Annotated in this window: 18 protein-coding genes and 1 tRNA gene; 11 read left to right on the forward strand and 8 right to left on the reverse strand. The window is 64.9% G+C overall.

Annotated features, from left to right (window positions below; genetic code table 11):
- The first annotated feature begins 34 nt into the window (after positions 1-34).
- A tRNA-Ala gene (locus MPLG2_RS02965) sits at positions 35-107 on the forward strand.
- Here MPLG2_RS02965 and MPLG2_RS02970 read toward each other — a convergent pair.
- The 3 genes from MPLG2_RS02970 to MPLG2_RS18240 all read right to left on the reverse strand — a co-directional run bounded on the left by MPLG2_RS02970 (position 99) and on the right by MPLG2_RS18240 (position 1,954).
- Positions 99-1,187, reverse strand: a complete 1,089-nt coding sequence (locus tag MPLG2_RS02970; RefSeq protein WP_105184856.1) for a recombinase family protein — start codon at positions 1,185-1,187, stop codon at positions 99-101. The two genes, MPLG2_RS02965 and MPLG2_RS02970, sit on opposite strands and share 9 nt — an antisense overlap.
- Positions 1,138-1,740, reverse strand: coding sequence for a recombinase family protein (locus MPLG2_RS02975; protein WP_158680821.1), 603 nt, complete (start codon positions 1,738-1,740; stop codon positions 1,138-1,140). Before MPLG2_RS02975 ends, MPLG2_RS02970 begins: the two co-directional genes overlap by 50 nt.
- A gap of 67 nt (positions 1,741-1,807) precedes the next feature.
- The gene (locus tag MPLG2_RS18240) at positions 1,808-1,954 is read right to left on the reverse strand and encodes a hypothetical protein (RefSeq protein ID WP_158680822.1); all 147 of its coding nucleotides are present in this window, start codon (positions 1,952-1,954) and stop codon (positions 1,808-1,810) included.
- 166 nt (positions 1,955-2,120) lie between these two features.
- Here MPLG2_RS18240 and MPLG2_RS02985 point away from each other — a divergent pair, with 166 nt between their 5' ends.
- The 10 genes from MPLG2_RS02985 to MPLG2_RS03025 all read left to right on the forward strand — a co-directional run bounded on the left by MPLG2_RS02985 (position 2,121) and on the right by MPLG2_RS03025 (position 13,596).
- Positions 2,121-2,834 (forward strand): hypothetical protein, encoded by a 714-nt coding sequence (locus tag MPLG2_RS02985; protein ID WP_105184859.1) that lies wholly within the window; start codon positions 2,121-2,123, stop codon positions 2,832-2,834.
- 163 nt (positions 2,835-2,997) lie between these two features.
- Complete coding sequence (locus MPLG2_RS02990; protein WP_197710057.1) at positions 2,998-4,677, forward strand: type I restriction-modification system subunit M; 1,680 nt, start codon at positions 2,998-3,000, stop codon at positions 4,675-4,677.
- On the forward strand, positions 4,602-4,967 hold the full coding sequence (locus MPLG2_RS18915; RefSeq protein WP_197710058.1) for a hypothetical protein: 366 nt from the start codon (positions 4,602-4,604) through the stop codon (positions 4,965-4,967). The genes MPLG2_RS02990 and MPLG2_RS18915 overlap by 76 nt, the downstream gene beginning before the upstream one ends.
- Positions 4,967-6,334 carry a restriction endonuclease subunit S gene (locus tag MPLG2_RS02995; RefSeq protein WP_105184860.1) on the forward strand — a complete coding sequence of 456 codons (1,368 nt, stop codon included), beginning with the start codon at positions 4,967-4,969 and terminating at the stop codon, positions 6,332-6,334. The genes MPLG2_RS18915 and MPLG2_RS02995 overlap by 1 nt, the downstream gene beginning before the upstream one ends.
- 108 nt (positions 6,335-6,442) lie before the next feature.
- Positions 6,443-6,679 (forward strand): type II toxin-antitoxin system RelE/ParE family toxin, encoded by a 237-nt coding sequence (locus tag MPLG2_RS03000; protein WP_231935765.1) that lies wholly within the window; start codon positions 6,443-6,445, stop codon positions 6,677-6,679.
- Positions 6,680-6,690: 11 nt separating this feature from the next.
- Positions 6,691-7,767 carry an ImmA/IrrE family metallo-endopeptidase gene (locus tag MPLG2_RS03005; protein ID WP_105184862.1) on the forward strand — a complete coding sequence of 359 codons (1,077 nt, stop codon included), beginning with the start codon at positions 6,691-6,693 and terminating at the stop codon, positions 7,765-7,767.
- Between the two features lie 2 nt (positions 7,768-7,769).
- On the forward strand, positions 7,770-10,706 hold the full coding sequence (locus MPLG2_RS03010) for a type I restriction endonuclease subunit R (protein ID WP_105184863.1): 2,937 nt from the start codon (positions 7,770-7,772) through the stop codon (positions 10,704-10,706).
- A gap of 70 nt (positions 10,707-10,776) precedes the next feature.
- Complete coding sequence (locus tag MPLG2_RS03015) at positions 10,777-12,387, forward strand: DUF6119 family protein (RefSeq protein WP_158680823.1); 1,611 nt, start codon at positions 10,777-10,779, stop codon at positions 12,385-12,387.
- A 518-nt stretch (positions 12,388-12,905) separates the two neighbouring features.
- Positions 12,906-13,175 (forward strand): type II toxin-antitoxin system Phd/YefM family antitoxin, encoded by a 270-nt coding sequence (locus tag MPLG2_RS03020; RefSeq protein WP_197710059.1) that lies wholly within the window; start codon positions 12,906-12,908, stop codon positions 13,173-13,175.
- Positions 13,165-13,596 (forward strand): type II toxin-antitoxin system VapC family toxin, encoded by a 432-nt coding sequence (locus MPLG2_RS03025; protein WP_105184866.1) that lies wholly within the window; start codon positions 13,165-13,167, stop codon positions 13,594-13,596. The genes MPLG2_RS03020 and MPLG2_RS03025 overlap by 11 nt, the downstream gene beginning before the upstream one ends.
- Before the next feature lie 10 nt (positions 13,597-13,606).
- Here MPLG2_RS03025 and MPLG2_RS03030 read toward each other — a convergent pair whose 3' ends face one another.
- The 5 genes from MPLG2_RS03030 to MPLG2_RS03050 form a co-directional block, all read right to left on the reverse strand.
- Positions 13,607-16,420 carry an FG-GAP repeat domain-containing protein gene (locus MPLG2_RS03030; protein ID WP_158680824.1) on the reverse strand — a complete coding sequence of 938 codons (2,814 nt, stop codon included), beginning with the start codon at positions 16,418-16,420 and terminating at the stop codon, positions 13,607-13,609.
- Positions 16,421-16,595: 175 nt separating this feature from the next.
- On the reverse strand, positions 16,596-17,426 hold the full coding sequence (locus tag MPLG2_RS03035; protein ID WP_158680825.1) for a universal stress protein: 831 nt from the start codon (positions 17,424-17,426) through the stop codon (positions 16,596-16,598).
- A gap of 75 nt (positions 17,427-17,501) precedes the next feature.
- Complete coding sequence (locus MPLG2_RS03040) at positions 17,502-17,972, reverse strand: hypothetical protein (protein ID WP_105184869.1); 471 nt, start codon at positions 17,970-17,972, stop codon at positions 17,502-17,504.
- Between the two features lie 16 nt (positions 17,973-17,988).
- Positions 17,989-18,825: a PRD domain-containing protein gene (locus tag MPLG2_RS03045; protein WP_105184870.1), complete on the reverse strand. Its 837-nt coding sequence runs from the start codon at positions 18,823-18,825 to the stop codon at positions 17,989-17,991.
- A gap of 56 nt (positions 18,826-18,881) precedes the next feature.
- Positions 18,882-20,945, reverse strand: a complete 2,064-nt coding sequence (locus MPLG2_RS03050; RefSeq protein WP_105184871.1) for a glucose PTS transporter subunit IIA — start codon at positions 20,943-20,945, stop codon at positions 18,882-18,884.
- Between the last annotated feature and the right edge of the window lie 24 nt (positions 20,946-20,969).

The raw sequence follows: 20,969 nt of genomic DNA on the forward strand, positions 1-20,969 counted from the left end.
GATTCGGTAACGTTGACCCTCGTCCGCAGTACTCGGGGCTATGGCGCAGTTGGTAGCGCGCTTCCATGGCATGGAAGAGGTCAGGGGTTCGAATCCCCTTAGCTCCACCCAAAGTGTCTTACGGGAACACGCGACATCGCTGTTCCCGGTCGTTGAGCCTGTCGAGGCGTCCCTTTTGGCTTCCTTGCCTCCGGTCGCCTCGCGAACGGTTCCGCGAGGCGCGGGTGTAGCTGCTCGTCCTCGGTGATCTCCAACCGCGTGTAGAACGCTTGGTTCGCCAGCCTCCTGCTCCCGTCGTCCGAGTGAGCGTAGGCACGGCGCGCGTCGGCAAGCAGCCGCAGGCTGTCGTGGAGGAACCCCCGACCGCCGACGTGCAGTTCGTCGTGCTCGCGCAGGCGGTGCTCGATGTCGGCGAGTCCGGCTCGGACGCGGTCTTGGTGCCGCTTGAGAGTCGGAAGGTCGATGGCGTCGGCGAAGTGCGCCGCCAGGAGCTTGTCGCTCTCGGCCTCCAGGCGTGCACGGTTCGCCGTGAGGTCGGCGAACTCCTGATCGCGGCCAGCAGATCGCTTGTCGAACGCGGCGTCAACCTCGGCGGCGAGGTGCCGGTAGTCGTCTTCGCTGATCGTGATGTTGGCGTAGGAGTCTTCGACCAAGCGCTCCGCAACCTGGACGGGCACCGCTCGGCGGGTGCAGGTTGTCCGTTTTGATGCCCTACCGGAGCAGACGAAGTAGGCGTAGGTCGTGCCTCTCGGATTGGTGGCGAAGTCCAGCAGCATCCGCGACCCGCAAGTACCGCAGTGCAGCAGACCCTTCAGATGGTGAGCATGCTGCACATGCCGGGTTGCGTGCGCGTTGCGAGCCTTCAACAGCGACTGCACCTGATCGAACAACGCTGGCTTCACAATGGGCTCGTGCGCGCCGGGATGCAGCGCGCCCTTGTAGCGGATAACTCCGGCGTAGTACGGGTTCGTCAACACACGGTAGAGCGCATTCTTCCCCAGCGGCCTGGATGGACGCTTCGGCGACGGCACCGACACCAGGCCACGCGCGGTGAGATCGCGCAGCAGCGCCGTCACAGAGGTCTCGCCGGCGGCGTAACGCTCGAACGCCCACGCGATCAGCGGTGCACGTTCGGGATCAACCTCGACGGTGCGTATCTCGCGGCCTTGGTCGTCGGTCTGGCGCACTTTGAGGTAGCCGATGGGAGCGCGTCCTGGGGTACCGCCTTGCGCGACCTTCTGCGTGAGCCCCTTGGTGACTTCGGTGGCGAGGTTGCGGGGAGTAGAACTCGGCGATGCTCGACATGATGCCGTGAACGAGCATCCCCGAAGGCGTCTGATCGATCGACTCGGTAGCCGACACGAGCGTGACCCCGGCGCTGATGAGCGCTTCGTGAATCTTCACATCATCGGCGCGGTTACGGGCGAGCCGGTCGAGCTTGTGCACGATGCAGAACTGCACCTGCGACGCGGCGATGAACGCCAGCATGTCCTGCAGCCCGCCACGATCCGCTGAGCGCGCTGATTCTCCGGCGTCGATGAACTCGCGCACGCTCCGCGCGCCCGGCTCGTCGGCTTTCCTCGCGTTGGCCTCGCGCTGGGCGGGGATCGAGAAGCCTTCGTCGGTGCCGCCGCGCTCGGCCTGCTCCCGCGTCGAGACGCGGAGGTAGGACACAGCCAGCATGACGGGGGTCTCGGCGGCCCGCTGGGACGTCGTGGTGTCGAGTGTCGCGGTGCTCATCGGAGGCTCCTTGCCGGGGTGCTTCTTGGTGTCGATCCTCTCGCGCACCCCTGACAAAACGAAGAGCTCAGCGGGGCGCAGATGCCAGGCCCTCGGGCGGTGGCAGCCCGTAGGGGTCGGGCTCGCCGTCCAGCCAGGCGCGGTGTCGGGCCTCGGCGATGTTCAGCACCCACTCGATCAGCTTGCCGAGGTCAGGCTCCTCGCGCCGCGTCACACGCAGCCTCAGGTTCCGATCGTCGCTTCGCATGCCAGACAGGTGCACGGGCCTCCGCACGATGCACACTTTCGCCCGTCCGCCCGTCACCACTTTGAGGTCACACGCCTCTTGCAGATCCAACATCGACACTTACGTCGGTGACGAAACAGACGTACCTTAGAGCATGGCCACCAAGCGCTACGACCCCACAGCGACCGACTTCAACGGCCGCTACTCCCGCTGGGTCGCCGCCCTCGAAGCGGGCGACGATGCGGAGCTGCTGGAAGCGACCCTGGCACTCCCGACGCTCAACAAGCGCGTGCTCGGGAAGCTCGCCGCAGTGGACCGAGACGAGCCCGACTCGACGGTGCGTGCGGAGCGAAAGCGCATGCTCGTGCTGCTCAGCGAGATCAACGCAAACCAGGCCGCACGCCTCCGTGAACGTAAGCAGGCGGAGCAGCGCCGCCGGGACCGAACGGTACGTGTTGAGCGCCGGGTCGAGCTGCCAACCACTTGCGCCCGGTGCGGCACCAAGCTCAAAGAGGTGAGGTCCACAGGCAGGCCGCGCCTGTACTGTTCTCCCGCTTGCCGCAAGGCCGCCTACGAAGACCGCCGCGCCCACCGCGACGGCGCTGTCAAGGTGCAGGTCGTCGAGAAAGTCGTCACCGAGGTGCGAGAACGCCGCATCGAGGTGCCACACCCTCGGAGCGACTGCGTCAAGGCGGTGCTGGCCGACGACGACCTCATGGTCTCAGTGATCTGGACACTCACGGCCCTCGTGCGCGACCGCACCCGCAAGGCGTACGACCCCGACCAGCCGAGGTTCAGGAAGCTCTCGCACCACGTCCAGGCGCTCCATGCCGCAGTCGTAGAGCGAGCAACCGCCAGCGCTCCATAGTTCGACGATCCCCCTCTCGGGCACGACACTCGGAGAGAATGTCCGTGGTGGCGCCTATCGTCATCCGTGGGGAGCGAAGCTATCGGTTCCAGTGTGATCTGCGTGCAGACGGTTCACCGCGCCCCGCGACCGGACACCCGAAGCACGACTCGAAGGACACGCGTTGCCGCAGAACTCCATCAACCACGCTCGCCTCGTCGCGCTGATCTGGAGCATCGCCGACGACGTGCTTCGAGACCTCTACGTGCGCGGCAAGTACCGCGACGTGATCCTGCCGTTCACCGTCCTCCGTCGCCTCGACAGCGTGCTCGAACCCACCCAAGACGCGGTCCTCGCGATGAAGAAGACCCTTGACCAGGCAGGGATCGTCGACCAAGACGCACCGCTGCGAGACGCCGCGAAACAGGACTTCTACAACACGTCCGGATTCACACTCAAGACCCTACGCGCTGCGACCAACGCCACCAGGCTCCGCCAGAACTTCGAGGCCTACCTCGATGGCTTCTCGCCCAATGTGCAGGAGATCATCGACAACTTCGAGTTCCGCAACCAGCTCCCGCGCCTCACGAAAGCCGACGCGCTCGGGGCACTGATCGAGAAGTTCCTCTCGCCCGACCTTGACCTTTCACCCGCAGGCTTGGACAACCACGGCATGGGCACGGTCTTCGAAGAGCTCGTGCGACGCTTCAACGAGGAGAACAACGAAGAAGCCGGTGAACACTGGACCCCTCGTGACGCGGTGCGCCTCATGACCCGACTGATGTTCGAGCCCATCGCCGAGGTGATCCCTTCGGGCACCTACCGTCTGTACGACGGGGCGATGGGGACCGGTGGCATGCTCACCGTCGCGGAGGAGACCCTCAAGCATCTCACCGCTCCCGCCGGGAAGAAGGTCTCCACTCACCTGTATGGGCAGGAGATCAACGCCGAGACCTACGCGATCGCCAAGGCCGACCTGATCCTCAAAGGCGAAGGGATGGCGGCGGACAACATCGTCGGCGGACCAGAATGGTCGACCCTGTCGAACGATGCCTTCGCGGGCGAAGAGTTCGACTTCATGCTCTCCAACCCGCCCTACGGCAAGAGCTGGAAGACCGACCAGGATCGCTTGGGCGGGGCGAAGAAGATCATCGACCCCCGCTTCATCGTCACCCACGGCGGCGACCCGGACTACTCGCTGGTCACCCGCAGCAGCGACGGCCAGCTCATGTTCCTCGCGAACCTCATCTCCAAGATGAAGCAGCACACCGCCCTCGGTTCCCGCATCGCATCGGTGCACAACGGCTCCTCGCTGTTCACCGGCGACGCCGGTCAGGGCGAGAGCAACTTCCGCCGCTGGATCATCGAAAACGACTGGCTCGAAGCCATCGTCGCCTTACCGCTCAAGATGTTCTACAACACCGGTATCGCGACGTATGTGTGGGTGATCTCCAACCGCAAGGAAGAGCGCCGCAAAGGCAAGGTCCAGCTCATCAACGCGGTGGATTGGTGCACGCCTCTGCGCAAGAACCTCGGCGAGAAGGGCGTCGAGATCAGCGACGCCGATGCTGACCGCGTGCTCGCCACCTACAAAGCCTTCGACCAGGCCGACGACCCGATCACTCGAAGGTCTTCGACGGTATCGATTTCGGCTACTCCAAGATCACCGTCGAACGCCCATTGCGCATCGCGGGCGTCGAGGCCGACCGCATCTACAAGGCCGCCGAGGTCAAGAAGCTCAAAGAAAACGGCGTCCGTGATGAAGCGGCCCCGCCGATCATCAAGAAGGTGCTGCCGTTCGCCGTATCGCCTGACCCGTTGCGCGGGCGGTACGAGGCGGTCATCGACGGGCGAGTTCGCGTAGTCGAGTACGAGCCCGACACAGAGCTGCGCGACACGGAGCAAGTGCCGCTCACCGAAGCAGCCGGTGAGTATGCCGACGGCATCGAGGCCTTCTTCCGTCGCGAGGTGGAGCCGTACGCGCCCGATGCGTGGATCGACGAGACCAAGACGAAGATCGGCTACGAGATCTCGTTCACCCGCCACTTCTACAAGCCCACCACTATGCGCACCCTCGCCGAGATTCAGGCCGACATCCGGGCCCTCGAAGCCGAGACCGACAACCTCATCGCCGAGATCGCGGGTGAGGACTGATGACCTCTGGGTTCTTCGCTCCGCCGAGAGTGGCTGCTCGCGACGATTGGGAATCGCGACGTCTTGCGTCGATGGGTCGATTCTTCAAGGGTCGCGGTGGGTCCAAGGACGACGACGCCGAGTCGGGAATCCCGTGCATCCGGTATGGCGACATCTACACGAGCTACGGTGTCGCGATCAGGCACGTTCGGCGCCACATTCCTGCGGAACTCGCTGTTTCTTACGCTCGAGTATCACGAGGAGACGTTATCTTCGCTGCCTCCGGCGAGTCCGTGCCAGACATCGGGAAATGCGCCACAGTTCAGATTGATGACGCCGCCTGTGGCGGCGACACGATCGTCTTGCGGCCAACGCCCGAGCTCAATTCACTCTTCTTGGCATATGCCCTTAATGCTGTTCCCGTGCAGGCGCAGATTTCCCGCGAGTCCAGCGGGACGATGATCGTCCATACTTCAGTCGGAAGGCTCAGGGATGTGCGGTTCGGTGTGCCCGGCCTCGCGGAGCAGGCGGCGATCGTGAAGTACCTCGCCCACGCGAACGCCCGCATCGACAAGGCCATCGCCGCCAAGCGCCGCCTCATCGCCCTCCTCGAAGAGCAGGGCTCTGGCTTGCGTGATCAGGTGCTCCGAAGTGGCGATTGGCCTCGGAGGCGTCTCAAAACTCTGCTTGATCGTGTCGATCAAGGTGTCAGCCCGCAGGCGGAGAACCAGGAGCCGGGGCCGGGCGAATGGGGAGTGCTCAAGTCGGGATGCGTCAATGGCGGGTCTTTCCGCGCGGATCAAGTGAAGCGACTACCTGATGGATTCGCGATACCCGAAGCTATGAGCGTCAGAGAAGGCGACTTGTTGGTCTCCCGGGCGAATGGCTCTCCCCACCTGGTGGGTTCGGCGGCACGTGTCTCAGGGCTGAAGCACCAAGCGATCCTGAGTGACAAGACGTTCAGGCTTATCCCTTTGCCAACCGTCGACGCTGACTTTCTCGCCTTGTCGATGAATGCGCAGGCGTACCGCCAGCAAGTTCGTACAGCTATCAGCGGTGCAGAGGGTCTTGCGAATAACCTGCCGCTCTCGGCCCTAAAGACTTTTGAGTTCGTAGTCCCCCCGTTCCAATTTCAGCGAGAGCTGGTCAGGATGGTTGAGGAAGAGCTCTCAACGCTCCGCCTTACTATGAACCGTGTCACAAGCGAGATTGCTCTCCTCCAGGAGTTCCGCACGCGCCTCGTCGCCGACGTGGTGACTGGGCAGGTGGACGTGCGTGCGATCGCGACGACGCTCGCTGACGTGCCAGAGTGCGAAAGTCGCCATCTGGACGACCCGATCCACACTCTAGAGAGCGACACCCGCGAGGATGAGGTGGCCGATGAGTGACCCCGACGGCTACCCGAACCGCCTCACGGATGTTACGATATAGGTAACACTATGGAGTTGAGGTATGGGGACAACGAGCTGGAGCGTCAGTGCACCGATGCGCGCTACATGCAGCGCAAGCTCGGCGCGCAGCGCGCGAAGGCTCTGAAGCTGCGCCTCGATGAGTTGCGGCGGGTCAGCGAACTCGGTGACCTGTTGTTCATCGCGGGCAAGTGGGAGGAGCTGAAGGGTGACCGTGCCGGGCAGTGGTCTGGTCGATTGACCGCGAACTGGCGACTCATCGTGGAACCCGATGGCACCATCATCACCGTCGTTCTCATCCGCGAGATCGTTGACTATCACTGAGAGGAGCTGACATGACTACCCTTCCTGACTACGCCGTTTCTCCGGGCGACCACATCAAGGAGTGGCTCGATGACCACGGCATCAACGCCGCCGAGCTGGCACGCCGTCTAGACGTGACCCCGAAGCACGTCTCCGAGCTGCTCTCTGGCAAGGCACCCTTGTCGGCGACGGTAGCGCTTGGGCTGGAGCGGGTAACTGGCATCCCAGCTCGGATTTGGAACCGCTTTGAGGCGGGCTACCGAGAGGACCTCGCCCGCCTCGCGGAGACCGATCGGCTCGCTGCTCAGTACGAACAGGCGAAGCGGTTTCCCCTCAAGTACCTGCGCGACTGGAAGTTCGTTTCGGCTGAGTCACGTGACAAGGCGGGAACAGTGCGGGAACTGTTGACCATCTTCGGGATAGCGCACCTCGACGCCTTCGACGCCACCTGGGTGCATGGGAAGGTGGCCTACCGCAGAGCGACGCTCGCCACCGACAAGGTGTACGAGCGTGCCACCTGGCTTGCGCTTGGCGAACGCGAAGCCGGGATCGAGAGCCTCAGCGACTATGACCGGGCCGCACTCGAAGCGTTGCTTCCACAGTTGCGTGCGCTGACGGCGCACGCGAACCCCGTTGAGGCACTTGAGGAGGCAACTGAGCTTCTACGTGGAGTGGGCGTGGCGCTCTGCCTGATTCCGCCGATCCCAGGCTTCGGCGTGCATGGGGCAACCCGTTGGATCGCGGGGCACCCGGTGGTGCAGCTCTCCGTCCGCGGCAAGACCGACGACCAACTGTGGTTCACCCTCTTCCACGAGCTGGGCCATGTGCTGCTGCACGGTCACAAGACGGTCTTCTTTCAAGGCGCGGGTGACCAAGCGGAAGCTGAGGCCGATGAGTTCGCCTCGTCAACCCTCGTTCCCGAGCGCTACCGTGACCGGTTGCCAACCGGACGCAACATTGCCGCCGTGTCCGATCTTGCGTCAGACCTTGGCATCGCGCCGAGCATCGTTCTTGGTCAGGCCCAGCGGATCACGGGCGACTTCGCCTGGGGTCAGCGGCTCAAGGTGCGCCTCATCTGGGCTCCCGATGCGGGTGAAGAGAGCAACTGACAATGCACCGCCTCAATGAATCGAGCCTCGAAGAACTCATCGTCGACCAGATGGTCGAAGGTGGCTGGACCGAGGGCGCACCAGCCGACTTCGACGCAGCCTACGCGCTCGACCTCGGCCACCTGACCACGTTCATCGAGGAGACGCAGCCGAACGCTGCGAAGGCATTGTCGCTTGCCGAGTCGCCTCCCGGTCGTCACAAGTTCCTTGCCCGCTTGCAGGGCGAGATCACCAAGCGCGGCGTCGTGCATCTGCTGCGCAACGGGGTCGACCATCTCGGACAGCACATCGACCTGTACTACCCGACCGCGACCGATGGCAACGCGAAGGCCGCCGAGCTGTTCGCGGCGAACCGTTTCGTCGTCACCCGGCAGGTGCACCACAGTCCCAGCAACCGGGGCGACGCCGTCGATCTCGTGGCGTTCGTCAACGGCCTGCCGGTGTTCACCTTCGAGCTGAAGAACAACATCACCAAGCAGACCGTCGATGACGCTGTGCAGCAGTACCAGCGGGATCGCGACCCGCGAGAGCTGCTGTTCGCCTTCGGGCGCACGATCGCGCACTTCGCTCTCGACGATCAGCGGGTCCGGTTCTGCACGCAACTCAAGGGCAAGTCGTCATGGTTCCTGCCCTTCGACCAGGGGTTCAACGACGGCGCTGGTAACCCGCCCAACGCTGACGGGGTGATGACCGACTACCTGTGGCGGCGAGTCCTTGCCCCGGAGAGTCTCGCCGGCATCATCGAGAACTACGCGCAGGTCGTCACCGAGAAGAACCCGAATACGGGTAAACGCACGGCGAAGGCGATCTTCCCGCGCTATCACCAGCTTGACGTAGTGCGAAAGCTGCTCGCCGACGTCGCCGAGGGCGGGGCGGGTCGGCGGTACCTCATCCAGCACTCTGCGGGCAGTGGCAAGTCGAACTCGATCGCCTGGCTCGTGCACCAGCTTGTCGAGGCCACCCACCAGGGGGTCGTGGCCTTCGACTCCGTCATCGTCGTCACCGACCGCGTGATCCTTGACGATCAGCTCTCGCAGACCATCAAGTCGTTCTTGCAGGTCGGCTCGACAGTCGTCCACGCGGACCGCTCGGGAGACCTGCGCCGGGCGATCACGGCGGGCAAGAAGATGATCGTCACGACGGTGCAGAAGTTTCCCTACATTCTCGATGACATCGGCTCAGAGCATCAGGGCCGCAACTTCGCCATCGTCATCGATGAGGCCCACTCGTCTCAGGGTTCGAAGACCTCGGCCGCCGTGTCTCGCGCGCTCGGTGGCGGTGTTGATTCTGATGAGGAGGACAGCGTCGAGGATCAGATCAACCGGATCATCGAAGCGAAGAAGCTGCTGCCGAATGCGAGCTACTTCGCGTTCACTGCGACACCGAAAAACAAGACGCTGGAGATGTTCGGCGAGGCAGTCTCGAACCCCGACGGCACGGTCGGCCATCGCCCATTCCACTCGTACACGATGAAGCAGGCCATCCAAGAGGGCTTTATCGTGGATGTGCTCGCGAACTACACGCCGGTGGGTAGCTACTACAAGCTGATGAAGACAGTCGAGGACGACCCGGAGTTCGATGTGAAGCGGGCCTCGAAGAAGCTGCGAGCCTACGTCGAGGGCAACCAACACGCGATCGCGCAGAAGGCCGACATCATGGTCGAGCACTTCCTCGGCCAGGTGATCGCCAAGCAGAAGATCGGCGGGCAGGCCCGCGCGATGGTCGTCACCTCATCCATCCCGCGGTGCATCGAATACTTCCACGCCATCCGCGACGCACTGGCAGCACGCAAGAGCCCGTACAAGGTGATCATCGCCTTCTCCGGCGAACACGACTACAAGGGGGTGCAGGTCACCGAGGCAAGCCTTAACGGTTTCCCCTCCCGGGCCATCGCTGAGCAGATCAAGACCGGCCCGTACCGAATCCTCGTCGTCGCCAACAAGTTCCAGACCGGGTACGACGAGCCGCTGCTGCACACCATGTACGTCGACAAGACCCTGTCGGGTGTGCTCGCGGTCCAAACCCTCTCGCGGCTCAACCGGGCGCACCCGGCGAAGCATGAGACGTTCGTGCTCGACTTCGCCAACGATGCCGAGGACATCCAGCGCGCTTTCGATCCGTATTACCGCACCACCGTGCTCGCCGAAGAGACCGACCCCAACAAGCTGCATGACCTCGTCAACGACCTCGACGCCTTCGGCATTTACACGCCGGAACACGTCGACGAGTTCGTGACGCGCTACCTGGCCGGTGAGCCTCGCGACCAGCTCGATCCCATTCTCGATGCGTGCGTCGCGGAGTACGTCGAACTTCCCGAGGAAGACGATCAGGTCAGGTTCAAGGGCGACGCGAAGGCCTTCCTGCGCACCTACAACTTCCTCTCCACGGTGCTGCCCTACGGCAGCCCTGAGTGGGAGAAGCGCTCGGTCTTCCTCGACCACCTCGTGCCGAAGCTCCCCGCCCCGAAGGAGGAAGACCTCGCCGCCGGAATCCTGGAGAACATCGACCTCGAGTCTTACCGTGCCGAGAAGCTCACAGCGATGAAGATCGTGCTGGACGACGAAGATGGCCTGCTCAACCCCGTGCCCGCGGCAGGCGGCGGCATGCTGGCGACGCCCGAACTGGAGAGACTCTCGGAGATCGTCAAGAGCTTCAACGCCCACTTCGGCAACATCGAATGGAACGACGCCGACCGCGTCGAACGCTTCATCACCGAAGAGATCCCACGCCTCGTCGCCGAAGACGTGGCCTACCAACACGCGCAGGCAAACAACGACCCGGCGAACGCGCGCGTCGAGAGCGACCGCGCACTCGGCCAGGTCATGCTGCGGCTCATCGCCGATGACACGCAGCTCTTCAAAGAGTTCCAGGACAACGAGAGCTTCAAACGCTGGCTGGCCGACGCCGTGTTCAACGCAACGTACAGGAAGAGCGCATGAAGGCCGGGCCAACGCGACGAGATGCCCTCATGAGTTCGACGCCGCGAGGCTCATCGTCAAGGGGAATCAAGTGAAGGCACGACGGCTCACCTTCTACCTTCTTCGCCAGGACGTTGCCGAGTTCGAGGATGCGCTGGATACGGAGAAGGCCAGCGTCGCGGTGGATCTCGATCCGTCGGCGGGGGTAGACGGGCGCTTCGTCTATGTCCAGCCCCGCCCGTCTGTGCCTTCATGGGTTGGATTCGTCCAGCCGGTACTCGCCGACCAGCTCGGCAGCCTCAGATCGTCTTCCACGTCCGCCTTGCTGCTTCTGCGCACCAGCGGGCGCATCTTCGCCCTCACATTCGGTTACGGCAGGTCACTCCTCGACCTGTCAAAGATCGAGTACCAGTTCGGACTCCGAGTGGCACTCAACCGAATCGACCCTCGTCAGATTCGAAGTCTGGATACCAAGACCTTCGAGGATCTTGTGGTTACGACGAATACTCAGGCGAGCAAGAGTGCTGAACTGCCCACATTTGGTGTCGACGTATCGCGCGACATCCTGAGAGCAGTCACCGGGGAGCCGCGCGACCAGTCCGTGACGAAACGAATCGCCGGTGCGGACTCACTTGTGATGGGAGTCAAGGCGCCGGTGACGGAGCTGCCTGCTATCTGCGATGACCTGCTTGTCGCGTTCGAAGCCGACGACTACAAGGCAGACTTTGGCTGGATCGACCAACTCTCGCTCGTGCGTGACAGCGCAAGCATCGGAGCGCTCAACGATCTCCTCGTGGAGCAGTTGCGAAGCGGAGCGACCGGATCAACGCACCTGGCAATGCCGGAAGCTATCGATTGGGAGGACATCGACGGGTTCAAGATCGCAGGAACGCGAAGCCATGTCTATGACGACCTTGATCTCGATGAATATCTTGATCGCGTCGGAGAAGACCGCGCCACCATCACAGTCGAGAATCTCAAGTCCAGGTATGTGTGGGTGCGGTTCGGACGCTCAGGGAACTTTGACAAGCGTTGGAACCTCTATCAGTGCCTCGTTACTGAGCAGCGGATCAACGACCAATTGCACGTCCTCATAGAAGGTCGCTGGTTCGCTGTCAGCACCACCTTGGTCGAGGAGGTCGATGCCTTCGCGGCTGGGCTCATCGACGCGACGGTTCAGCTTCCGCCAGCACACGTCGGAGAGGTTGAAGCCGACTACAACGCCCGCCTCGCCCTCAGTTCGCCCCAGCACCTCCTCAAGCTCGATGCACGCATCAAGCGGCCAGGAGGCGCCAGCAGCGGCATCGAGTTCTGTGATGTCCTCTCGGATGACGGCGACTTGATCCATGTGAAGCGCAAGTCCCGTTCCGCAACACTGAGCCACCTCTTTGCCCAAGGAGGGGTGTCCGCCGCAGCGTTCGTCAACGACGGCATCTTCCGAACCCAAGTCCGCGAACTGATCCAGGCAGAAGTGCCCCAGGAAGCTCTTGAGAGCTGGTTGCGCTTGGTGCCCAGCGCAGAGGAAGCCGTCGATAGATCTCGTTACCGTGTGACCTACGCTGTCATCGCCAACTCCAGCCGTGAGGGGCGAGACTGGCTGCCCTTCTTCAGCAAACTGAACCTGATGCAACAGGGGCGACAACTCTCCACGATGGGGTTCACCGTCGCGATCGCGCGAGTGCCGATCATCGATCCGGAGTAGGACGTTCGCAGCTCATGAGTTGGGCGACTCGCGTCTTTGCCCAGACTGTGCCGCGATGCACGTCGAACTGTCGGGCGAGGGCAGTCACGCTGATGCCCTGGGCGCGGGCTGTTCGCATAGCGTTCACTTCCTCGTCCGTGAGACGTGTTCGAGCGCGTCTCTTTGGCTCTTTCGACGCGCCGATCAGCGGGTCGTCGGCCTCGCCGTCGGTCTCGGTATCCCCACGAGTGCCCTGATTCCACGCGGAAACAAGCCGCTCGACCCGTGGTCGCCTGTTCCCGGAGCGTTCCATTGCGTCCACCGCAACGGTGGCCCTCCTGGTGGAGGGCCTTTCTGTTTCCAACCAACGCTCAGAATGCAACCGGGCTCGTCATGGTCGACGACGTCAACCGGGTCTCGATGCATCGCGCCCGTCCCAGGTGCCATCGCAGGGTCTCAGATCCCGGCCTTGCCGAGACTACGACACGCAACTCAGGCAGGTGGTGGCACGTAGTGCTATGCAGTGCTACATTAGGATCGTGAGTGAGGTCAACGAAATCAGCCAGCGTGATCTGCGTACCCGCTCGAAAGAGATCATGGACGCGGTCGAGAGCGGGCACCGCTTCACGGTGACGCGCGACGGTCGCGGCATCGCCGAACTCGTTCCGCTGCGGGGTCGTCGAACGTTCGTGCCGGTGGCTGAGTTCGTAGCGCTCGGCCGCGGCCTCACCACCACCGACCCTGACCGGTTGCGCGCCGACATCGATTCGATGGGCGACCAACTCGCCGACGATCCCTATGCCCGCTGACCTCGAGGCCGGGCAGGCGGGCATTCTCGACACCGACATCCTCATTCATTGGGAACGATTGCCCGCCCGCCTGCTGCCCGACGTCGGCGCCGTCACCGCCATCACCTTCGCCGAGTTGGCGGCCGGCGTCCATGCCGCCTTGAGCGCTGCCGAGTTGGCCGAACGTGTCGACAAGTTGCAGCGCGTCGAGAGCGCCTTCGAACCCATTCCGTTCGACGGCGACGCCGCCCGCGCCTGCGGCCGGGTGACAGCCGCGGTTCGCGCCGCCGGTCGCTCGCCCCGTGCCCGCGTGGCCGACCAGATGATCGCCGCCATCGCGGTGTCGAGGGCGCTGCCGCTCTACACCACCAACCCCGACGACTTCGCCGGCCTCGAGGGTCTGTTGCGAGTCGTTGCCGTACCCCGGCCGGCCGCGCACTGACCATGGCGCGTCACGGCTGGCTCAACGCCACCATCTCGACGTGCTCACCGTCGCGCAGCACCAGCCTGACCCGCAGGTCGCTCGTGCCCTCAGTCTTCGACGGTGCCCCGAACCACAGTTGTCGGCTCACCCGGCGTCCGGCACCGATATGGGTCGGACGGCTGGGCAACCCACCGAGCGCGGAGCGTCCGGCCAGGCTCGCCTCCACGATCTGGACGGCCTCGGCCGCTACCAGCCCGTGGTTGCTCACCGTGACCCGCACCAGCACCTGATCGCCGGCCACACGCAGCACCCTGGCCCGCACCTGCAGATCGTTCAGGTCGTCGGCGGGCACGGGTTCGTAAACCTCGCCTCGAACCGAGGTGTCGACGGGAACGATCGCGAGGCGATTGCCCCGATCGGCGACGTTCGCGTGCGGCGGCATCGGCGCACCGCCCGGCGGGCTGCCCGCAGCGACCTCGGGGCCGTACGGGGGCTGCACATGCTCGCAGTTGGAGTCGTCCGGCGACGTCCAGTCACCTGTCAGTTGTGGCCAACCGTTCTGGGCGGTCAGCACGTCGCCGAGACTGACCAGCAGCGGGTAGACAGGCCCGCCGATGTCGGCGGAGTCGGGTCCGAACAACAGTTGCATTGTGGCCGGCAGCACCATCGAGGGAGCCCGCATAGGGCCGTCGTAGTGCGACGTGAAGTAGGTTGCGCAAACCTCACCGGTGCCACTGAGATCCCAGAACCACTCGTTGGTCACGTAGTCGGCGTAACTCGGGTCGTTCTGCCAGGTGATGGCCGTCGGGTTAACCGACCAGCGCCACTGTGCCGGCAGCACCAGCGCCTGCCAGCACGACACCGCGTAGCTCTGGACGGCGGCCAACTCCATTGCGCCTTCGCCGCCGTCCCAGTTCCAGGCCGGACTGCCGCTCTGCAGTTGCCCGCCGATGGCTGCCAGCATGCCGTAGTCGCCGACCACCGGTGCCGTGGAGTAGCCGCCCGTAATGGCGAGCTGTTGACCCTGCTGGAGTTGCTGCGCGCTGGTGAACGCATTGGTGAGTTCCGCCTGCAGTTGCACCACGTCACCCTGCAGGGGCCCGGACGACCAACTGCCTGCCGCTGCCGTGCAGGCCGTGGCCAGTACGCCCGCCACGGCCGAGGCCAGTGGCGCGGCCACGCCGAGCACGGCCCAGGCGATGTTGAAGGCGATGGAAAGCAGCGACAGTTCGGCCGAGGTGCTGTCCTGGTCGAGTTGGAGCGTGCCGCACACGGTCGAAAGCCCCATGTTCTGGTCAAGATAGGTGGCGGTCGTCAGTCCACTGACGTTGCCGTACCAGCCGTTCACCGCGATGGCCCAACCCACCTCGGCGGCGAGCTGGGTGACCGTCTCGTTCCACACCGTGGGCGACCCGGTGTAGCTGGGTGGCGGCGCAGGGATCGGCTTGGTGATCAACGTGCTGGCCGCATGGGTCAACGCCGAGGAGTCGTTGTAGATGTTGCGCACCTGCAGCCCAGCCGAAAGGCCCAGCAGTTCGGCTACGGCCTGGTAGGCGTCGTCGTTCAGGTTTGGCCAGGGTGCCGTGGTCGCCACCCAGCCCGAGGTCGCGTAGCGGTAGGTGAGCATCGAGTAGGCCGACCGTGCGATCAGCACCGCGACGGTGGACGACGCACGACCGCTCGTCGTGGCCCCGGCCAGCACGCTTGCGGTACGAATCGTGCTGTAGTACTGCGGCAGGTTCCAGCCGTCGGCGTCCGAGAACATCGGACCGTAGGTGAGCTGCTGCCACGCCTGATCAACCAACTTCCATACCGCGATCTGCGTGTTGTTGCGGGCGAACAGCTCGTCGGCACCGTCGCCGTCGAGGTCCGCGCACTGAATGGTGGTGTAGTACTGCGGCAGGTTCCAGGCGTCCACGTCGGGCATCAGCGGCCCGGGCGGCAGCCCGGCCCAGCCGTCGTCGGTGAGCTTCCACGCCTCGATCTGGGTGTTGTTGCGGGCCAGCAGCTCGGCCGCGCCGTCACCGTCGAGGTCGGCGAACTGAATGGTGGTGTAGTACTGCGGCTGGTTCCAGCCGTCGGCGTCTGCCATCGACGGGCCGAACGGGAGCCCCTGCCAGCCCGACGCGGTCAGCTTCCACACCTGTAGCTGCTGGTTGTCACGGCCGACCAGCTCGGCACTGCCGTCGCCGTCCACGTCGGCGCACTGAATGGTGGCGTAGTACTGCGGCAGGTTCCAGCTGGCGGCGTCCGACCAGCCCGGGCCGTCCGGCAAGGCCACGAACCCCGTCGCGGTGAGTTTCCACGCCACGATGCCGGTCGTGCCGCGGGCCAGCAACTCGGCGCTGCCGTCGCCGTCGAGGTCGGCGCACTGAAGGGTGGTGTAGGTCTCGGCACCGTCCCAGGAGCCGTCGGCCAGAGGGTCGGAACCGCAAGGGACTTCGCTCCAGACTCCTGTGGTCGGGTCGTAGCTCCAGACCTCGGTGCCGTTCGGGCCGTGGCCGAACAGTTCCGCGCGTCCGTCACCGTTGAGGTCCGCGGCCTGAATCGTCGCGTAGTAGCACTCCGCCGCCCAGCCGGCGGCGTCGCTCCAGGCGGGGCCGGGCGGCAACGAGATCCACTGGCCGGTTACGGGGTCGTAGCTGTAGGCGTTGATGCCGGCCGGCCCGCGGCAGATCAGCTCGTCCTGCCCGTCGCCGTCGAGGTCGGCCGACTGCACGGTGTGACAGGTGAGTCGGCTCGCGGTCTGAATGGTCTCGTAGTACTGCGGCCAGTCGAAGTTCATGCCGTCGCTGAGCATGGGCAGCGCCAACAGCCCACTGCCAGCGGAACCTAAGGCCATCGTCGCCTCGCTCATCCGTCCACGGGAGCAGCCCGACCCGGCTCCGTCGACCCTCGAAAGGAATCGCCGGAGCAGACCAGCGCCCGGGGTCCGGCGACGTTACCGATCGAGCGTAGCGATCAGTCCGCCACACCCACGATGGGTAACGTTGCCACCTTGCCGTGGGGTGAAGCCGTCAAGACGAAACGCCGACGGGGCAGTGCGCGTGCGCCAGCAGCCCCCGCGCCAGCCCACTCAGCCTGGCCGGGTGCACCCCCAGTACCAGGAGGTCGGCGGTTCTGCTGGCCGCGACCAGTTCGTCGATCGGCACCCCGGTGCGCACGGCGACCTCGATGGACGTGTCGGGGTACTGCTCGCGCAACGGCTGTAGGTGGGCCTCGATGGCGGCCGCCGTGGCCTTGAAGGCCGAGGTCGGAACCACGCCCTCGGTGGGCACCACGTGCACCACCTGCATGCTGCAGTGGCGACGGGCCGCCTCGCTCGCGGCCCACTGCAGGGCCGCCGTGTGCGGCGGCCACGCGCTGATGGCGACCGCCACCACGCCGTGGGCGTCGCCGGGTTCGTGTTGGCCGCTGTGCGACACCACGATCATCGGGCAGGCGGCCCGACCGGCCACCTGCACGCTGGTGGACCCGACGAACATGCGCTCCAGGCCGCCGATGGATCGACGGCCCATCACCAGCAGCGCGGCCTGCTCGCTGAGCCGAATCAGCACCTCGCCGGGCGCGCCCGTCACCACCTCGGCCACCACCCGCTCGGCCGGCAATCCGTCGGCCGCCACGAGGGCCTTGACGCGCTCGAGCACGGCCTGACCGGCCCGGTGCAGGTCGTCGTCGGTGGCGGCGACCGCCCACACGTAGCCGTTCACGATCACCACGGGATCCGTCGCGTACACCAGCCAGAGGTCCGATCCGTCGGCCAGCGCCTCGCGCACCGCGTACTTGACGGCCTTGAGACTGTCGTCCGATCCGTCGACGCCGACCAGAATGCGGCGCCTTGTCGTCATGCCAGATTCGTCAGTACTCATACTTCAACAGTGCTCTTCGAAAGCGTTCGCGGCAGCCGAATCGAGCAGATGCGGCTACTCGGCTTGGTCGAGCGAGAACCCGCTGATCGTGGTGCCGGGGGGAACGTCCTTGAGTTGCCGATGCAGCTGGCCGGCGATGCTCAGGGCCACCTCGAAGTCGCAGGCGGCGACGTTGTCGGCCTCGAACTGGCCGCCCAGAATCGGTGGCACCTTGAACGACAACACCTCGCTCTCGGACGGCTCGATGCCCGCTTCGGACGCCGCGTGCACCAGCCCGCCGAGCAGAAACCGGTCCTCGCCCTCGATGGTGTTGAGGGCGTCCTGCAGTTCGGCCGGATTGTTCCATTCCCGCGTCAGGGTGCCTTCGATGGTGTCGAGAAACCACACGCCCTCTGCGGTGTACAAAAACGCGTCGCCGAAGGCCGAGAACGCCAGCGGCGCCAGGTCGTCCAGGCCGGGCAGCCAGAGCCATTCTTCGAGGGCTGCGGCTGCGGTTTCGGGTGCGAACTGGCGAATCAACTGCATCGCACCACGGTAGCGATTAACGATCGGGCGTGGTCACCCGGGCGACGTGCAGGGCCAGGTACGACACCTCGTCGGGGGTGAGGGCAGCGCCCATGCGTAGTTCCAGCAGGCCGGCCAGCCGGACGGCGCAGTCGGTGGCGGCCGGAAACGACTCGCGAATGGCGGCGCCCACCAGCGACGGTTCGGCGTCCAGCTGCTTGTGCTGATGGATACGTACGAACAGGTAGCGCAGGTGGGTGATGAACCGGCCGACGTTGACGCCCCCCGAGTCGAGCGTGACGTCGAACCGCTCTTCGATCACCCGCACCATTTGCTGAATGACACCGGTCATCTTGTAGGTGTACGACAGGTCGCCAGTGGCGAAACCCACGTTCACCAGATGTAACGCCAGGCCGACTGCTTCGTCTTGCGGCAGTTGCACGCCGCTGTGCACGTTGATCGCGCTCACTAGGGCCTCGGCCTGGGCGTACTCCTCGGCGTAGAGGTGTTTCACCTCGGCCAGCATCGGGTAGTTGATCTGCATGCCCAGGTTGATGCGCCGCAACGCGAAACCCACGTGGTCGGCCAGTGCGATCACGGTGGCGGGGTTGCGGCTCACCGCGTCGAGCCCGACGTCGGCCAGGGCGGCGCTGACCAGTTGAATGTGTTCGGGCGGAATGCCGGCGAGCAGTTCAGCCAGGTGGTCGGGGTCGCGGCCGTCCAGCGGCACGAACGTGCGGACGATCTTGCTGGTGTCGACCTGCTGCCCGGGGCGCGCCTGGAACCCCAGGCCGCGGCCGGTGAGAATGACGTCGCGGCCGTGCTCGTCCAGCGCCAGGACGAGGTTGTTGTTGAACACCCGCAGGATTTCCATGGTTGCAGCGTGCGGGGCGGCTCAGCGTGCTGAGCCGCCCCGGTTAGCTTCCTCTCTCAGACCTCGACGTCGATGATGGTGTCGCCGAGCCCGACGTCACGTGCGCCGACCGGCGCCACCGACTTGAGCGTCGCGGTGTTGATCACCACGACGATCGTTGTGGGGTCGAACCCCGCTTCTTTGACGGCGTCGAGATCGACGGTGGCCAACAGGTCACCCTCTTCGACGCGCATGTCTTTGCTCACGTCGAGCTTGAAGCCCTTGCCCTCCATCTGCACCGTGTCGATGCCGACGTGCACGAGCACCTCGACCCCGTCGTCGGTCTTGATGCCGAAGGCATGGCCCGTGTCGGCCACGGTGACCATGGTGCCGGCCACCGGTGCCGTGACGTGACCGTCGGTCGGCACGATGCCGACGCCGTCGCCCAGCGCCTTGGAGGCGAACACCTTGTCGTTGACCTCGGCGAGCGGCACCACCTTGCCGGCCACCGGAGCACCCACGGTGCGGGTGGCGACCATGGTGGCGACGGCGGCGGGGGCTGCGGCAGCGGCGGCCGCGGGAGCGGCGGCCACGCCGGACTCTTGCTCGGCAACCGTCAGGTGGCCACCGGCGGCGGCGAGCTGGGCCTCGAACTCGGCCTTCTGCTCAGGCGTGCGGTAGTCGCTGATGATGACCAGCATCATCGCCACGACGAACGCGGCCGCGATCGAGATCGCGTACACCCACATCGGGCTGAACACCGGAATGGTCAGCAGCGAGGTGAAGGCGAACGCGCCGGTCTTCACGGTGCCGAAGATCCAACCCAGAATGCCGATGGTCACGCCACCGACCGCACAGCCCACCAGCATGCGCGGGTAGATGCGCTTGTAGCGCAGGTGGATGCCGTAGAGGGACGGCTCAGAGATGCCGCCCAGCAGGCCGGCGGCCAAGGCGCCGATCGCGGTCTGCCGCACCTCGTTGTCTTTGGCCCGACTGGCAACCACCAGCACACCGGCGGTGGCGCCGAAGCAGGCGAAGTTCCACGTACCCATGGGGCCCTGAATGAAGTCGTAGCCCAGGGTGCTGATGTTGGCCAGCATGAGGGCGTTGAGCGGCCAGTGCAGGCCCAGCGGAACCAGGAACGGGTAGAGCATCGGAATCAGCACCGCGAACAGCAACGGAACGGTGTTGTTCAGCCACGCCAATCCGGCACCGAGGCCGCTACCGATCCAGATGCCGAGGGGGCCGATCAGGAAGCCGGTGACCGGCACCATGATCAGCAGCGAGAAGAACGGCACGAACACCATCTGCAGGTTCTCGGGGAAGATGCGGTTCAGGAAGCGGTAGAGCACGGCCAGCAGGGCGACCATGATCAGCGGCACGAACACCTGGCCGCCGTAGCCGTTGAGCTGCATCGGCAACCCGAAGATCGTGGCCACACACTGATCGGTGCCCAGGGTCGGGTTCGTGGTGCAGACGGTGCCGGCCGACTCGACTGCCGCGTCACTCGACAGCGACAGGAACTCGGGGGTGAACAGCGCGGCCATGATGGCCCCACCGATCCACGGGTCGACCTTGAGCGCCTTGGAGGCGTTGTAGGCGACCATGATCGGCAGGAAGTACAGCACCGAGCGCCACATCGAGTCCCAGAACACCCAGGTGGCGCCCGCCTCGGTGAGGCGGTCGACGCCCTGGAAGGGCACGATGTGCAGCGCGTCCAGCACGGCGGCGATGGCGATGATCAGCGACGAACCGAGCAGCACGCCGAGCAGCGGCCTGAACGAGTTCGACAAGTACTCGAAAAACGCATCGAGCCAGGCCACCTTGCCACGGGCCTTGGCGCGCTCGGCGGCCTTCACGTCGGCGTCGGACAGCGTTGCCTTGCCGGCACCGGCCATCGAGGGCAGGTGCATGATGTCGGCGTAGGTGTTGGCGACGGCGCCGCCGATCACCACCTGGTAGCGGTCACCGCTTTGGGGTACGGCGCCGAGCACGCCCGGAATCTTTTCCAGCGCGCTCTGGTCGACCACGCTGGCATCCTTCAGTTCGAAGCGAAGCCGGGTGGCGCAGTGGGTAAGGGCAGAAATATTGCCGGGACCGCCAACTTGCTCGACGATCTGTTCGGCAGTAGTGGACGCCATTGTCAGGTTCCTATCTACTCGTTT

It is taken from the genome of Micropruina glycogenica (assembly GCF_900289045.1).
In the GTDB taxonomy this organism is placed as follows: Bacteria; Actinomycetota; Actinomycetes; order Propionibacteriales; family Propionibacteriaceae; genus Micropruina; species Micropruina glycogenica.

What these genes read in the sequence shown, in the direction of transcription:
- MPLG2_RS02975 (WP_158680821.1), bottom strand. Translation starts at nt 1,740, where the DNA reads ATGAGCACCGCGACACTCGACACCACGACGTCCCAGCGGGCCGCCGAG.
- MPLG2_RS02985 (WP_105184859.1), top strand. Translation starts at nt 2,121, where the DNA reads ATGGCCACCAAGCGCTACGACCCCACAGCGACCGACTTCAACGGCCGC.
- MPLG2_RS02995 (WP_105184860.1), top strand. Translation starts at nt 4,967, where the DNA reads ATGACCTCTGGGTTCTTCGCTCCGCCGAGAGTGGCTGCTCGCGACGAT.
- MPLG2_RS03000 (WP_231935765.1), top strand. Translation starts at nt 6,443, where the DNA reads ATGCAGCGCAAGCTCGGCGCGCAGCGCGCGAAGGCTCTGAAGCTGCGC.
- MPLG2_RS03005 (WP_105184862.1), top strand. Translation starts at nt 6,691, where the DNA reads ATGACTACCCTTCCTGACTACGCCGTTTCTCCGGGCGACCACATCAAG.
- MPLG2_RS03010 (WP_105184863.1), top strand. Translation starts at nt 7,770, where the DNA reads ATGCACCGCCTCAATGAATCGAGCCTCGAAGAACTCATCGTCGACCAG.
- MPLG2_RS03025 (WP_105184866.1), top strand. Translation starts at nt 13,165, where the DNA reads ATGCCCGCTGACCTCGAGGCCGGGCAGGCGGGCATTCTCGACACCGAC.
- MPLG2_RS03030 (WP_158680824.1), bottom strand. Translation starts at nt 16,420, where the DNA reads ATGGCCTTAGGTTCCGCTGGCAGTGGGCTGTTGGCGCTGCCCATGCTC.
- MPLG2_RS03035 (WP_158680825.1), bottom strand. Translation starts at nt 17,426, where the DNA reads ATGACGACAAGGCGCCGCATTCTGGTCGGCGTCGACGGATCGGACGAC.
- MPLG2_RS03040 (WP_105184869.1), bottom strand. Translation starts at nt 17,972, where the DNA reads ATGCAGTTGATTCGCCAGTTCGCACCCGAAACCGCAGCCGCAGCCCTC.
- MPLG2_RS03045 (WP_105184870.1), bottom strand. Translation starts at nt 18,825, where the DNA reads ATGGAAATCCTGCGGGTGTTCAACAACAACCTCGTCCTGGCGCTGGAC.
- MPLG2_RS03050 (WP_105184871.1), bottom strand. Translation starts at nt 20,945, where the DNA reads ATGGCGTCCACTACTGCCGAACAGATCGTCGAGCAAGTTGGCGGTCCC.